13 protein-coding genes and 1 pseudogene are annotated in these 14,865 nt (G+C 52.1%); 1 reads left to right on the forward strand and 13 read right to left on the reverse strand.

Annotation, left to right across the window (positions count from 1 at the left end; genetic code table 11):
• Window positions 1-57: 57 nt before the first annotated feature.
• The 13 genes from UNDYM_RS17265 to ugpQ all read right to left on the reverse strand — a co-directional run bounded on the left by UNDYM_RS17265 (window position 58) and on the right by ugpQ (window position 13,494).
• Complete coding sequence (locus UNDYM_RS17265) at window positions 58-987, reverse strand: electron transfer flavoprotein subunit alpha/FixB family protein (RefSeq protein ID WP_162042136.1); 930 nt, start codon at window positions 985-987, stop codon at window positions 58-60.
• Window positions 988-1,075: 88 nt separating this feature from the next.
• Window positions 1,076-1,828 carry an electron transfer flavoprotein subunit beta/FixA family protein gene (locus UNDYM_RS17270; RefSeq protein ID WP_162042137.1) on the reverse strand — a complete coding sequence of 251 codons (753 nt, stop codon included), beginning with the start codon at window positions 1,826-1,828 and terminating at the stop codon, window positions 1,076-1,078.
• Between the two features lie 433 nt (window positions 1,829-2,261).
• Window positions 2,262-2,489, reverse strand: coding sequence for a sulfurtransferase TusA family protein (locus tag UNDYM_RS17275; RefSeq protein ID WP_162042138.1), 228 nt, complete (start codon window positions 2,487-2,489; stop codon window positions 2,262-2,264).
• Window positions 2,490-2,826: 337 nt separating this feature from the next.
• Window positions 2,827-3,345, reverse strand: a complete 519-nt coding sequence (locus tag UNDYM_RS17280; protein WP_162042139.1) for an NUDIX domain-containing protein — start codon at window positions 3,343-3,345, stop codon at window positions 2,827-2,829.
• Between the two features lie 7 nt (window positions 3,346-3,352).
• A complete protein-coding gene (locus UNDYM_RS17285; protein ID WP_232063526.1) occupies window positions 3,353-3,889 on the reverse strand; it encodes a GNAT family N-acetyltransferase in 537 nt (178 codons plus the stop codon).
• Window positions 3,868-6,480 carry an alanine--tRNA ligase gene (alaS, locus tag UNDYM_RS17290; protein ID WP_162042141.1) on the reverse strand — a complete coding sequence of 871 codons (2,613 nt, stop codon included), beginning with the start codon at window positions 6,478-6,480 and terminating at the stop codon, window positions 3,868-3,870. Before alaS ends, UNDYM_RS17285 begins: the two co-directional genes overlap by 22 nt.
• Before the next feature lie 336 nt (window positions 6,481-6,816).
• Window positions 6,817-7,161 (reverse strand): hypothetical protein, encoded by a 345-nt coding sequence (locus tag UNDYM_RS17295; RefSeq protein WP_197740917.1) that lies wholly within the window; start codon window positions 7,159-7,161, stop codon window positions 6,817-6,819.
• Between the two features lie 167 nt (window positions 7,162-7,328).
• Window positions 7,329-8,621 (reverse strand): hypothetical protein, encoded by a 1,293-nt coding sequence (locus tag UNDYM_RS17300; protein ID WP_162042142.1) that lies wholly within the window; start codon window positions 8,619-8,621, stop codon window positions 7,329-7,331.
• A 2-nt stretch (window positions 8,622-8,623) separates the two neighbouring features.
• Entirely contained in the window at window positions 8,624-9,415 is a 792-nt protein-coding gene (locus tag UNDYM_RS17305) for an outer membrane lipoprotein-sorting protein (RefSeq protein ID WP_370529344.1), read from the reverse strand.
• A gap of 6 nt (window positions 9,416-9,421) precedes the next feature.
• Window positions 9,422-10,816, reverse strand: coding sequence for an ABC transporter permease (locus UNDYM_RS17310; RefSeq protein ID WP_162042143.1), 1,395 nt, complete (start codon window positions 10,814-10,816; stop codon window positions 9,422-9,424).
• Window positions 10,813-11,532: an ABC transporter ATP-binding protein gene (locus UNDYM_RS17315; RefSeq protein ID WP_162042144.1), complete on the reverse strand. Its 720-nt coding sequence runs from the start codon at window positions 11,530-11,532 to the stop codon at window positions 10,813-10,815. The genes UNDYM_RS17310 and UNDYM_RS17315 overlap by 4 nt, the downstream gene beginning before the upstream one ends.
• A gap of 48 nt (window positions 11,533-11,580) precedes the next feature.
• A complete protein-coding gene (locus UNDYM_RS17320; protein ID WP_162042145.1) occupies window positions 11,581-12,642 on the reverse strand; it encodes a MerR family transcriptional regulator in 1,062 nt (353 codons plus the stop codon).
• Window positions 12,643-12,747: 105 nt separating this feature from the next.
• On the reverse strand, window positions 12,748-13,494 hold the full coding sequence (ugpQ, locus tag UNDYM_RS17325; protein WP_162042146.1) for a glycerophosphodiester phosphodiesterase: 747 nt from the start codon (window positions 13,492-13,494) through the stop codon (window positions 12,748-12,750).
• 47 nt (window positions 13,495-13,541) lie between these two features.
• Here ugpQ and UNDYM_RS17330 point away from each other — a divergent pair.
• Window positions 13,542-14,782, forward strand: a pseudogene (locus tag UNDYM_RS17330) (CaiB/BaiF CoA transferase family protein).
• Window positions 14,783-14,865 lie beyond the last annotated feature (83 nt).

The following is a 14,865-nucleotide window of genomic DNA, read 5'->3' on the forward strand; positions in this document are numbered from 1 at the left end:
AACCGCTTACCTGCCCCAATCAGGCCGCCGTAGCGGCCAACAAATTACAGTAGATTATTAACCTAATTCAGCTACCAATTGCGGAACGATATCAAACAGATCGCCAACGATGCCGTAATCAGCTACCGAGAAGATCGGTGCTTCTGGATCTTTGTTGATAGCAACGATAGTCTTGGAATCTTTCATACCGGCCAGATGCTGGATCGCGCCCGAGATACCGACGGCGATATACAGCGTTGGAGCAACGATCTTGCCGGTTTGGCCAACTTGCCAGTCATTCGGTACAAAGCCAGCATCCACCGCAGCACGGGATGCGCCCATGGCAGCACCCAGCTTGTCGGCCAATGGCTCCAGAATCTTGAAGTTGTCGCCAGAACCCATGCCACGGCCACCGGAAACGATGACTTTGGCTGCTGTCAGTTCAGGACGATCAGACTTTGCCACTTCGCGGGAAACGAAAGCCGATTTGCCAGAATCAGCAACGGCAGCCACAGTTTCCACAGCGGCAGAACCACCAGTGGCAGCAGCATCAAAGCCTGTTGTACGTACAGTGATGACCTTGATTGCATCTGTCGATTGTACGGTAGCGATGGCGTTACCAGCATAGATAGGACGCTCGAAAGTGTCTGGGCTATCCACCTTGGTGATTTCAGAGATTTGCGATACGTCGAGCTTGGCAGCTACGCGCGGCAAAATGTTTTTGCCGTAGGCGGTTGCCGGTGCAAGGATGTGGCTATAGCCAGATGCAATTGCCAGGACTTGTTCAGCAACGTTTTCTGCCAGGCCGTCAGCAAAATGTGCTGCATCTGCATGCAATACTTTGCTGACGCCAGCGATTTGTGCAGCAGCAGTTGCGGCAGCACCGGCATTGTGGCCAGCAACCAGTACGTGCACATCTGCGCCGCATTGGGCAGCAGCAGTAACAGTGTTCAATGTGCTGCCCTTGAGGCCAGCGTTGTCGTGTTCAGCGATGACGAGTGTAGTCATGATGTCTTCCACTTGATGTGTTGTCAGGATCAATATCCCGGCAACAAAAATTATTCTTAAATTCTGTCTTTATGAAAGCTGAAAGCTATCAGCCAATAACCTTGGCTTCATTGCGCAGCTTGGCAACCAGGGTCGCTACGTCAGGTACCTTGATACCGGCGCTGCGTTTTGGTGGCTCAGTGACTTTCAAGGTCTTGACGCGGGAAGCAACGTCCACACCCAGGTCTGCTGGTTTGACATTGTCCAGTTGTTTTTTCTTGGCCTTCATGATGTTAGGCAAAGTCACATAACGTGGCTCATTCAGACGCAAGTCTGTAGTGATGATCGCTGGCAATGTCAGGGACAATGTTTCCAGGCCGCCATCAACTTCACGTGTGACTGTGGCCTTGCCATCAGCGACCGTGACTTTGGATGCAAAAGTCGCTTGTGGCCAACCCAGCAAAGCGGCCAGCATCTGACCAGTCTGGTTGCAATCATCATCAATCGCCTGTTTGCCGAGGATGATCAGTTGTGGTTGTTCTTTGTCAGCCAGTGCCTTGAGCAATTTGGCCACAGCCAGCGGTTGCAGTTCTGCATCGCTTTCAACCAGGATGCCACGGTCAGCACCAATAGCCATGGCTGTACGCAGGGTTTCCTGGCATTGCGCCACGCCGCAAGATACAGCGATGACTTCAGTCACGACGCCAGCTTCTTTCAGGCGGGTCGCTTCTTCAACAGCGATTTCATCAAATGGGTTCATGGACATTTTGACGTTGGCGATATCAACGCCAGAGCCATCAGATTTGACACGTACTTTGACGTTGTAATCGACGACGCGTTTGACTGGTACCAGGACTTTCATAGTTCTGCCTTTATGAGCTAATTGGGGAATACCGAATTTAATACCGATTTATACGAAACTTGCTACGAATGTTAAAGCTTGATACTGAAAACTTGCTGCCTGACGTACTTTTACATTGCGGGCGACCTGGGCGGCGTGTACGGCACTGCCGCACCAAACATCTCATCTTACTGCGCTTTCGCATCCGCAAATTGACGTATACGTAAATTCTATTGATTATAAAACGAAAACATCAAGATTTTGCACAATTTAGCACGAGCGTTCTTTTTAATCCACTTTGCCACTAGAGCAGAATGCCTAATCCACCCGTGCTTGAGACTGAGCCAGAGGCGCATCAAACATGAAAAGTGCATTCCTGAATACAAAAAACCCGCAACAGGTTGCGGGTTTTGATTTGCTGCTTTGCCGATGGGTATATGCAGACTGGACAGACTTATTTGCGCTTGATGAAGTACTCAAACTCTTTGCTGCCTTCCTGATGCGACAACAGTTCATTGCCGGTTTGCTTGGAAAAGGCCTTGAAGTCCCTGACCGAACCAGGATCTGTCGCCAGCACATGCAACACTTCACCAGTGAGCATTTCGGCCAGTGCCTTTTTAGTCTTTAAAATTGGAAGAGGACAATTCAGTCCACGTGCATCCAGTTCTTTATTGAATTGCATGATTTCCCCAGAAATACAAATTGAGTAAGCTAATTCGCCCGACAATTGATGCACCAATTCTACCGGAATTTTCATTCGTATGGTGCATCGCAGCAGACTAACAACAAAAGACCAAATATTTTAAAAAGTTTCCGCACGAAAATGGTGCAAAACCAAAGAATCTTCGTTTAAAGCCTACATTCTCATCTTAGACAGTAAACTTACTGCTGGCTTACTTATTGGAGGAATTTCACCAAAACAATTGTTAAACTGGTTTTTTTATTGGCAATTACGCATGTAGCCCTGCCCTTCCGGGCATTTTTAGCCCATCGTCGTTTTGCATTGCAAAAGACTCAAGCTATTTACTTTCCCACTCCCTGTAAACCGGTTCCAGGCCTCGTGTACGCATCCAGTCTGCCATGGCATGACCAGTACCGGCACTCCATGGCCTGAGTTTTTCGGGTTCTATGAGACGGTATTCCAGCAACTCTGGCGACAGGCTGACCGTGCCGGATGCCTTGACGTGATAGGCGATGATGAGTTCGTTTTTACGGATGAACTCATACACACCGATCAACTTCACTTCATCGGCATCAAGATTGGTTTCTTCCTTGAGTTCACGGGCCACGCCCTGCTCCGGGGTTTCGCCGCGCTCCATGAAGCCGGTGATGAGGGCAAAGGTATTTTCTGGCCAGGCAGCATTGCGCGCCAGCAGTATCTTGTCTTCAAACTCGACCAGGGCAGCCAGTACAGGCAGGGGATTATCCCAATGGGTCCAATGCCCTTCAGGGCAGGCCAGCCTGAGCTTGCTGGCCTCTTGTTCATCGGGACGTTCTATCAGTGATGTTGCACAAACCGGGCAAAACTTTATTTCCATGCTGACCTCAGGTTTCCCTCAGCGGTATCATCGCCTGCTTGGGATGCAGGCGCGCCATGGCATAACTATCGACATACTGGCCATTGCGAAAAGCGTAGGCACGCATGGTGCCCTCTTTTTCAAAGCCAAATTTTTTATACAGATGGATGGCGGCGGTGTTATCGCAAAACACCGTCAATTCCAGACGCAGGAGATTAAGCCAGTTATCCGATAAATTCAGCAGTTCGGTGAGCAGCGCAGTGCCTATGCCACGACCAGTAAAGGAATCAGCCACCCCCATGCCCAAGCTGGCGACATGTTGTCGCCTTTGCGCTTTTTCAAGATGCAGGCTGGCAGAACCCACCACGACACCATCATAGATGGCGACCAGGCGGGTATCCTTGGGATCAGTCTTTTCCAGGCGCTCCTGCCACATTTCATAAGAAGGATGTGGCAGTTGCAAAGTACCTGCATAGGTGCCGCCACTGGCGAACACCCTTTGCAGTTGGGCCGCATCTGAAACTTCAGCGCGGCGTATATGTATCATAGACGTGAAGTTACCCATTCAGTCACACCCTCCAAGGCTTTTGTCAGACCGCTGGCATCCGTACCACCCGCTTGCGCCATGTCAGGACGGCCACCACCTTTGCCACCGACTTGCTGCGCAACAAAGTTAACCAGATCACCCGCCTTGACTTTGGATGTCGTATCCGCTGTCACACCGGCAATCAGGCTGACCTTGCCATCATTGACTGCGGCCAGCACGATGGCGGCTGTTTTCAGCTTGTCCTTGAGCTTGTCCATGGTTTCACGCAGGGCTGTCACGTCAGCGCCTTGCAACGTCGCAGCCAGCACCTTGATACCTTTGACATCCACTGCCTGGTTCACCAGGTCATCGCCCTGGCTGGACGCCATTTTGGATTTCAATGTCGCCAGTTCTTTTTCCAGCGCCTTGACATGATCCTGCACTTGCCCGATACGCAGCGTCAGTTCTTCTGGCTGGGTTTTCAGGGCAGCAGCAGCTTCATTGATGCGGCTGTTCAGGTTTTGCACCAAAGCCAGCGCAACTTCACCCGTCACGGCTTCTACACGGCGAATACCGGCAGCGACACCACCTTCAGCCACGATCTTGAACAGGCCGATATCACCGGTACGAGATACGTGAGTACCACCGCACAGCTCACGCGAAGTACCGATGTCGAGTACGCGCACTTCATCGCCATATTTCTCGCCAAACAGGGCCATCGCACCATGCTTGACCGCGTCGTCATATCCCATGACTTGCGCCTGAGTTGCCACGTTGGCCAGAATTTCACGGTTGACGATGGTTTCTACCTGACGGATTTCATCCGCAGTCATAGGGCCATTGTGACTAAAGTCGAAACGGGTTTTTTCCACATCCACCAAAGAACCTTTTTGTGCGACATGGCTGCCCAGTACTTCACGCAAGGCCTTGTGCATCAAATGCGTGGCAGAGTGATTGCGCATGGTTTGTGCGCGGATTTCCTGGTTCACTTCTGCCTTGAGATTCTGTGCAATAGACAGGCTGCCAGATTTCAATACGCCGTGATGGCCGAATACATCTGCCTGGATTTTTCTTGTGTCATTCACTTCAAACACGACACCATCCACGCCCACCAGCACACCAGAGTCGCCTGCCTGGCCACCTGATTCTGCATAGAAAGGTGTCGTATCAAGGACAACAATCGCTTTTTGACCCGCCTTGATTTCATTGACGGCTGTGCCATCAACATACAGGGCGATCACTTTGGCTTCATGTTGCAATTGATCGTAACCGACGAATTTTGTCTTTTCGCCACTGTACTCAATTGCAGCAGCCATTTTGAAGTCGTCGTTATCTTGTCCGCCCTTCTTCTGTATCGCCATACATTCATGGAAACCAGCCTCATCCAGCACGACATTACGCTCACGGCAAATATCTGCGGTCAGATCCAGCGGGAAGCCATAAGTGTCATGCAAAGTGAAGGCTGTTTTGCCATCAAGATTTTTGCTGTCTTTGACAAGAGCGGCCTCCAGAATCTTCATGCCGTTGCCCAGTGTTTCACCGAATCGCAATTCTTCTTGCTTAAGCACCTGAGCAACCCGATCCGCCATTTCTGTCAATTCAGGGTAGGCAACGCCCATTTCCTTGACCAGATCAGGTACCAGTTTGTAGAAAAAAGGCTGGCTTTGACCCAGCTTATGGCCATGACGCAAGGCGCGGCGAGTAATGCGACGCAGCACATAGCCACGGCCTTCATTACCTGGGATGATGCCATCAACGATCAAGAAACAAGCACAGCGGATATGATCCGCAATCACGCGCAGGGAATTGTTTTCCAGATCGGTACAGCCGGTTTCACGCGCTGCTGCCTTGATCAGGTTCTGGAAAGTATCGATTTCATAGTTGGAATGCACATGCTGCAAGACTGCAGACAGGCGTTCCAGGCCCATGCCAGTATCCACGCATGGCTTAGGCAGAGGATTCAGGACACCAGCTTCATCCTTGTTGAACTGCATGAACACCAGGTTCCAGATTTCGATGAAACGGTCGCCATCTTCATCTGGCGAACCTGGAGGTCCGCCCCAGATTTCCGGACCGTGGTCATAGAAAATCTCGGTACAAGGGCCGCAAGGGCCAGTGTCAGCCATTTGCCAGAAATTGTCGGATGCATAGCGCGCACCCTTGTTGTCGCCGATGCGGATGATGCGTTCTACCGGTACGCCGATTTCGTTTTTCCAGATATCGTAGGCTTCGTCATCTTCCTGATAGACGGTGACGGTCAGCTTGTCTTTTGGCAGACCATAGACTGTCGTCAGCAATTCCCATGCATAGTGAATCGCATCTTTCTTGAAGTAATCGCCAAAGGAGAAATTGCCCAGCATTTCAAAGAAGGTGTGGTGACGCGCGGTGTAACCGACGTTTTCCAGGTCATTGTGCTTGCCACCGGCACGTACACTGCGTTGCGCTGTCGTGGCACGGGTGTAGGCACGTTTGTCCTGGCCGAGGAACACATCCTTGAACTGCACCATACCGGAGTTGGTGAACAGCAGAGTAGGATCATTGCCGGGTATCAGGCTGGAAGAGCGCACGCGGGTGTGGCCCTTGGATTCAAAGAAGCTGAGGAATTTATCGCGGATTTCTGACGAGTTCATAAATGATGGTTCTAAGCTGAAAAATGGGTGTAATTTCCGATTATACGGTATAAATTAAGCCGGATATGCTAGTGAGGTGATGGTAAGTAAGCAAGTTTGTCTGAAAATGACATGAAAACTTCAAGACATCTCAACACAGAGACACAGAGTCACAGAGAAAACCAGGAGAAGACGTAGAGAGGAAGCAGGGGAAAAGCCAATGGTAGCGGTGTTGCAAAAACACCATCCAACTACGTCTAACAACTATTAGATGTAGATAACACCACAATCCGCACCGAAGCAAAGAAAAAACCGCCAGTATCTGCCGGCGGTTTTATTTTGCTTTGGCTCTCTTGCTCAATTAGTCGTAGTTACTGCGCTCGCATTGTGCTTTTTATTGCGAATTTTCTTGCTGGCGCGATTTTCTTCGTGCTCAAGTTTGGCGCGCTCTGCCGGTGTCACTACACCATCTGCCTTGGCAGCCTGTTTGTCACCCTCTATCTTGGCTTCACGCTTTTCCAGATTGCTGGCTTCTTTTGCTGTCAAAGCGCCGCTTTCAACCCCCTTGGCGATGCGTTTTTGTTGTCTGTCCTGGCGTTTCTCTACATTTGGCGTTGCCGGCTCCTGGGCAAAAACGGAACCCGTGATCAATGTCAGGGCAAGAGTAGTAGCCAGGGCGGCGGCGAGCTTGATGGATTTCATGAGTATTCCTTTGTTAAAAGTAGGCTTCTTGGGTCGATATGAGCACGCTGCCCATGTACCTATAACGAAGTCGCTGCTTTTTCCGATGACGGCAAAAAATGTAATCGATGTAAGTGCTGGTAACTACTACCGCTGTCTTGTAACAGACTAAAAATCCTTGTAACAGGCTAGAAATAATAACGCGCCAGCAATTGCCAGCTTTGCATTTGCGGTGCAGCGCCGTAATTGCTCAGGCTCTTGCCGCTGTTGCGCTGCCATTGCAGCGCGAACTCTGTATGCTTCAGGTGGTAGCGCGCCTCCATCCATGACATGCGGCTGGAATCGGCCATGTCATAGCGGCTCATCGCCGCCAGGTCCAGGTGGTTGATCAGCGCATCTTGCCAGCTTGCATAGACAAAGACGCTGCGCTTGGCCGGTGTCTCTTGCACGCCCTGCAAAAAACGGCGGTAGATGCCATAGCTTTGCAGGGAAGCCTGCCCGAGGTTATTCCATTTTTCCTGGTCCAGGCCACCGCCGTTGTATTCGAGTTCGGCTGTCAGCGATATCTTGTTACTGGTGGTGTAGGTCAGGCCGGTCGCACTGTGATTGCGAAACGCACTGTCATCAGGATAAGTTATTCCGATTTGCCGCATGGCTTGTGCGAAATTGGACAGGCTGCGCCCGCCCGACCATTCTGCAAACACGACCGTGGAATCATTGAGCAAGGCCGTCAGGTTCAGGCCGATTTGCACGGGCTGCTTTTCTGTCTTGTACAGTAAGACTTGTGGCGTAATGCCGTCCATCACTTGCTGACTCAAAGTTAACAGCCAGCGGTCTTGCCCATTGGTTGCGGCGACATCAGGGCTGAAGCTGGAGTAATTGCGCTCGTCAGCCAGTTTGGGTGAATACAGCGCGGTCAAAGAACCGCCATTCCACAGTTTTTGCCCACGCAGCATGATGCTACCCTGGCGGTTTTCCTTGAGGCTCGCAGGATCTACCGACACCACAGACCGCAAGGCAGAAGTACGAAAATAATCGGTAGGGTTATAACCCAGCGCCACGCCATTGCGTGCGTTGATGCGGCCCAGGTCCAGTATCTGATCAGTCTGCACTTGCCAGCTCAGGTAGGCTTCTTTAATGGTATTGATGTCATGCGACAACCCGGTGGCCTGTGGTGGCCAGCTCACATCCAGGCGATCAGACAGAACCGCACGCCAGCCTGGCGCGAAGGAGTTGTCATATTGCAGATCCAGCGACATGCGCTGCAATTGCTGGCTGGCGCCACCAAGACGTGCACGGTTTACCCCTGCCCCGGCCTCAACAAACAGACGCCAGTTACTAGGCTGCTCAACCGTATTGGGCATCTGGTCTGCGACTTTCAGAGCATCAAGATCAGGGTCTTGTTGTGCCTGGCAATTCAGCGTCAGCAAAACCGTGCAGGCGCAGACAAGGGTTTTGCATGAAAATGATTTGCGGCGCATCGTCATTCCGGTTTGAAACGCGGCAGATAATCGCGCTGCAACCACTGATCAGGTACTTCACGCCTGACCAGGTTAGAGTAACGCATCACGGTGACCCAGCTTGGATCCAGGCCGTCAATGATGACGGTTTCTGTCGGCCTGTCTATGCCCAGCTGTTTTTCATAGCGGCGGTAATAGGCGGTCTTGAGCAGCTTGCCGCTTTCGGTATAAAACTTGGCCTTGACCGGATGATTATTGCCCACCTCTATCCACATGTCGATGTGATGATAGGTGGCATCCGGAGTACTGGCATTCATGCTCAGCTTGTTGCAGTGCTTGGTCTGGCGATCACCATCCTGGGTGTCTTCTTCTACCGCGCTCACGGCCTGGTAGTCCTTGGCCAGATTGACTGTCACCACATCGCCATTCGATGCCTGGCCCAGCAGGCGCTGTTGCGGTGACATGCGTATGCTGGCCTTGCTGCTGGGGTCGTAAAACCACAAGTCCTTGCCGCTGAAGAGTATCAGTTTGTTGGCATCCCTGGCTGGCGCAACATAGCGTATCAGGCTGCGGAACTGGCCGCTATTGGGGTCAGCCTTGGAATAGATGGACAGGGTGCTGGTATCCGTCTGTTTGCCTGCGCGGTATTCGATGAGGGTATTGGTCAGGCCAAACGGATAATCAGGATTGCGCACCACATCACTGGCAGCCAGTATTTCTTGCGGGCTCTGAGCTGCCTGGGCGGCCTGCGCAGTTCCCATGAACAATCCAGCCATGGCGAAACAAACTACGGACAACTTTAAAAAGTTCATCATATTTCCTTATACATGTCTCAATGCATCGACAATCATCAGTCTTGATGCCCGGTTAGCAGGCAACCAGGCCGAGATCACCGTCACCAGCAAAAGACCAATGATACTGCCTATGAGCAAAGGCATGTCTTGCCATACGCGCACCTGTATCAGGTAGGCATAGGAATAGCCTGGCGGCGTCCACGCTGCACCACTGTTGTTGATCAGATAGGCGATGACCAGCGAGCCAAGCAGGCCGCATACCGCACCTATCGCGCCCAGCAACACACCTTCACACAGGAACAGCCTGCGCAAGCCGGAACGGCGCAAACCCATGGCGCGCAAGGTGCCTATCTCAACCGTGCGTTCTACCACGGCAGTACTCATGGTATTGCCGATAGTGAAGAGGACGATCACGCCTATCAGTATGGAGATAAAGCCGAACATGGAATTCATGAATTGCACCGTCTGTCCATACATGGGGTTGAGTACCTTGAAGTCCAGCAGTTCCAGCGTCTGCCCCTTGACGTTCTGATCCAGCAACTGTTGCAGACGGGCGCGCGCTACCGGCATCTGCGATGTATATTTCAACTGTATCTGTATCGCGGTTACCTGCGCCGTGCTATTACCATAAATCAGCTTTTGTGCCTGACTCAAATGCATGGCCATATACACGTCATCAAGGGCCTTGATGCCCATGTTCCTGGCGGTAATGACACTGAGGCTGGCAACATTCGGTGCACCATGTGAAGTTGCCGCCAGCATTTCTATGCGGGTGCCCTCTTCCTTGACGGTATTGCCCTGCTCCAGTGCGGACAGCGCTGCGATATCGCCGGGCGCCTGTGCGCTATTATCGGCGGGAGTGACAACCGTGTCGTCCTGTTTACAGTCTGGTATCTGCAAGGCCTTGCACAATTTGATCTTGCGCGCCACGCCCTCGCCTATGACCACTGCATCGGGGTTGCTGCCATTCAAAGGGAGAGGCTTGGCATAGCTTTGCATGCCGTAGTCATTCCAGTTCAGCATCTGGTTGCGCTCGGGCACAACGACGCCTAATGCCAGTACCGAACGTGAAACACCCGCAGAAAAATTACCGGCGAGGCCACCAAGCTGCAAGGTTGGCGTCACCACCACCAGCATGGGGGCCAGTTCCTTGTCCTGTTTGACGAGGTCAATGATGTGCTGATAATCAGCGATGCCATAGGCAGTAGGATTGTCACCACCTTCGAGGAAATAACCCTGACGCTGGATTTGCAAGTGGCCGCTGCCCTGGATAAAACCAGTTTCCATGCCATAGGTGATATTCGAGCGGTAACCGCCAAACAGCAGTATGGCAGTCAGGCCCACCACCATGGCCAACAGGGTTGTTAATGAACGGCGGCGGTTCCTGAGCAGGTTGCGCAGGGCTAAGGAAAAAGTCTTCATACATGCAACTCCATCGCTACATTTTTTTGTTCTGCCTGCCGTTCTATATTCACGATGCGGCCATCGCGTATGAATATCGTGTCATCTGCCTCGGCCTGCACTTGTGGATCATGAGAAGAAAATACGAAGGAGACATGGCGCTCACGCTGCATTTTGCGCATCAGGCTGATGATGGCAGCACCGGTCTGGCTGTCGAGATTGGCAGTTGGTTCATCAGCCAGTACCAGCCTGGGTTCAGTCGCCAGTGCACGCGCAATCGCCACACGCTGGCGCTGACCACCGGATAATTGACCTGGCAGGTTTTGCGCCCGGTCTGCCAAGCCTACCGCGTCCAGCAGGTCAAGCACACGCCTCTTGCGCTCTCCTGCGGCGACTTTGGCCAGGATCAGTGGATACTCGACATTTTCATAGGTATTCAGAACAGGCAGCAGATTGAAATTCTGAAAAATAAAACCCAGGTGACGCGCCCTGAAATCTGACAGCGCATCATCAGACATTTGATGCACGGCCTGATCAGCGACGATGACTTCGCCACTGTCGGCCCTGTCTATGCAGCCGATGAGATTCAGCAATGTGGTTTTGCCGCTGCCGGAAGGGCCAGAAATCACAGTAAAACAATTGGCCCGCAATTGCAGGTTGATATCGACCAGTGCGGGCACATCGACCGCATCGAGGTGATAGGTTTTCATGACTTGCTTCAGTACTACGGGATACATAGTTACTCCGGTATGAAAATTAAATGATGGAATTCTTCCAGATCGTTGTCAGCGGGCTACATGGTCCGACAGATTGGCAGACATATCGTTGACCATTAAGGCCAGCATGCCCTGCTCAACAAATTGCTTCATGTCTGCTGTATAGCCACTGCCAGCCAGCATCTCTGGATGCTGTTCGTGAGCAGTCTGGACTTTCGCATGCGTAATGGGGTTTGCGCCCCAGGTGTCAGCAATCAGCCATTGCCAGCGGCGCATGAGCTTCATGATGTCGGGAAGGCCTGGTGCGGGCTGGCTTTCCATCAGTTGCCGGGTCTGTGCAAAGGTGTTCAGCCATTCCTGCATATTTTTTTGGCCGTGTTTGCGGTAATGCTGCAATTCATCCTGATCCAGATAACCTGCAAAGACATCGCAACGTATTTCATGCAAGGCCTGCAAAATAAAATCGAGCAATTCACCATCAATACCGGTGATGGCCTGGGCAGAAAAATCTGTCCTGTGCATATTGCTGAGTTTGGCGAAGAAACGCGGATCATCCCCCATGCTGGTCTTGCATAAGTCTATCCACTCGCGCGCCAGATTTTTGGCCTGTATATCAGTAGCAGGTATGCTGTTCTCCATGAGGCTGCGCACGGCGGTCACCAGTTTGGGCCATTCCTGCCTGAAATCGTTTTGTGCTGCCCGTTTTTGGAAGATGGCAATTTCTTCGGCACTGAAATACTGCCGCTGAGTCGCCATCAGGCGCAAGGTGTTGAGCCACTCGTCAAGCTCCGGCTCTTTTTCTGAAGACAGTTTTTCTTCCAGTGTAGCCAGGCGCTCGCGTAAATCATTTGCATCCGCAATTTGCCTGTCTATTGCACACATCTGCTGGCGTATCAATTGACGCAAGTCCGCGCCGCCACCATTGAGCATATCGCGTGTCTCTGCCAGTGACAGCCCGAGACCTCGCAGCGCCTGCACGCGGTGCAGACGGGCGACATCATCCCTGTTATATAAACGATAACCTGATGCCGTGCGCGAAGACGGTTGCACCAGCCCTATCTCTTCATAATGATGCAGCGCACGGATAGTCAGGCCTATGCGCTTTGCCAATTCGCCTATCTTGAGTAACATTGCTTGCCCTTGTAGAAAGGCCTATCTTAAAGTCTGACGTAACGTCAGAGTCAAGCAATTTCAAAAAGATTTATCGGGTTTTCTACAAATTTACTTATTTGCAAGTTAAAAATCTGCTGGTATCAAATCCAGCCTGTCTGTACAAAAGGCATCGACACCCCAATGCAGTATTTCCGTCGCCCTTTCAGGTGTATTGACGGTATAGCAGAACAGGCCATATCCGGCATCCTTGATCTCCCGAGCCGTGTCTGCCGTCAAATGTTTGTGATTTGTATGCAGGGCTTTTGCGGCCAGCTCTTGCAAGCTGGCTTTCCAGTCTGGCGTTACCCTGTCCATCAAAAAACCTCGCGGAATAGTGGGTGCGGCATGCTTGGCGGCCATCAGAGCGGCAAATGAAAATGAAGAAAACAGAGGCAGATGCAGGGCATCAGTCACAGAAACATCGGTAAACAGGGCTTGCGTCTGTTCTACGACGACACGTCCTGTTTCTTCTTCCGCTCCTGATGAAGGCTTGATCTCCACATTCATCCATATGCCATGCTGGCGGCAAAACCTGACCACGTCTGCATACAGAGGCACAGATTCTCCTGCGAATAGCGCTGAAAACCATTTACCAGCATCCATCTTCTGCAAATCTGCTGCCAAAGTATCAGCCACGCGGCCACTGCCAGCCACGGTTCTGCCAAATTCAGGGTCATGCATGAGCACAGGGACGCCATCCTTTGATAACATGACATCAAATTCCACGGCAGCAAAACCGTGTTCTTGTCCACAACGCATCGCAGCCAGCGTATTTTCTGGCGCCAGGCTTCCACCGCCACGATGGGCGATGACTTTAGGATAGGGCCACATATGCGCTCCTCACAAACTAAAAAATAATGTTAATAGGATAATCCAAGATGACAAGCTCGTCGCTACAAAAAACCGCCCTGGGCCATATCCGCGTGCTGGACCTGACGCGCGTACTCGCTGGCCCCTGGTGTGCACAAAACCTGGCAGACCTGGGTGCAGATGTCATCAAGGTAGAAAGACCAGGCAGTGGCGACGATACCCGTAGCTGGGGTCCACCTTATTTGCGCGATGCAGAAGGCAATAACACGACAGAGGCAGCTTATTATCTGGCGGCGAATCGTGGCAAGCAAGCCATTACGGTCGATATTGCGACCGCAGAAGGCCAGCAAATCATCCGTGAGCTGGCAGCCAAATCTGATGTGGTGCTGGAAAACTACAAGGTTGGCCAGTTGAAGAAATATGGCCTCGACTATGAATCACTGAAGCTGGTCAAGCCTGACCTGGTGTATTGCTCTATCACCGGCTTTGGCCAGGATGGCCCCTATGCCCACCGTGCTGGCTATGATTTTATCGTGCAAGGCATGGGCGGGTTCATGTCACTGACGGGCGAGCGTGACGATTTGCCAGGCGGCGGCCCACAAAAAGCCGGAGTCGCCATTGCCGACCTGATGACTGGCATGTATTCCACCATCGCCGTCATGGCCGCCCTGACACACAGGGACAGGACAGGCGAAGGCCAGTACATAGACATGGCCTTGCTGGATGTGCAGGTCGCCATGCTGGCCAACATGAACATGAATTACCTGGCCAGCGGCAATGCCCCAAGCGCTGGGGCAATGCCCATCCGAATATCGTGCCCTACCAGACCTTTGCGACTTCTGACGGCCATATCATCGTGGCAGCAGGCAATGATGGCCAGTATAAAAAATTTGTCCAGATAGGTGGCCTGCCAGAGCTTGCAGATGACCCGCGTTTCAGCGCCAACCCAAAGCGCGTAGAACACAGGGATGTGCTGGTGCCGATACTGGCCAATATGGTCAGACTCAAAACCAAGCAGGAATGGATAGACCTGCTGGAAGAGGCCGGCGTGCCTTGCGGCCCGATCAACCGCCTGGACGAGGTATTTGCCGACCCACAGGTCGTAGCGCGTGGCATGAAGATTAAGGTTCCTCATCCTGCTGCTGGCAGCGTTGATCTGCTGGCCAGCCCGATGAAACTTTCAGGCACGCCCACGACTATCCCTGCCGCCCCGCCCCTGCTGGGCCAGCATACCCAAGTCGTATTGGGTGAATTGCTAGGCTACGGGCCAGCGCATATCGAGGAATTGAAGGGCAAGAACATCATCTGACGGATGACAGCAAGGCAGCAGGCGTCGTTTTTGCAAGCCCTGGCGACAAAAAACCGGGGCTTCATCCTAAAGCGCTCCGCAGC

Source organism: Undibacterium sp. YM2 (assembly GCF_009937975.1).
Lineage (GTDB): Bacteria > Pseudomonadota > Gammaproteobacteria > Burkholderiales > Burkholderiaceae_D > Undibacterium.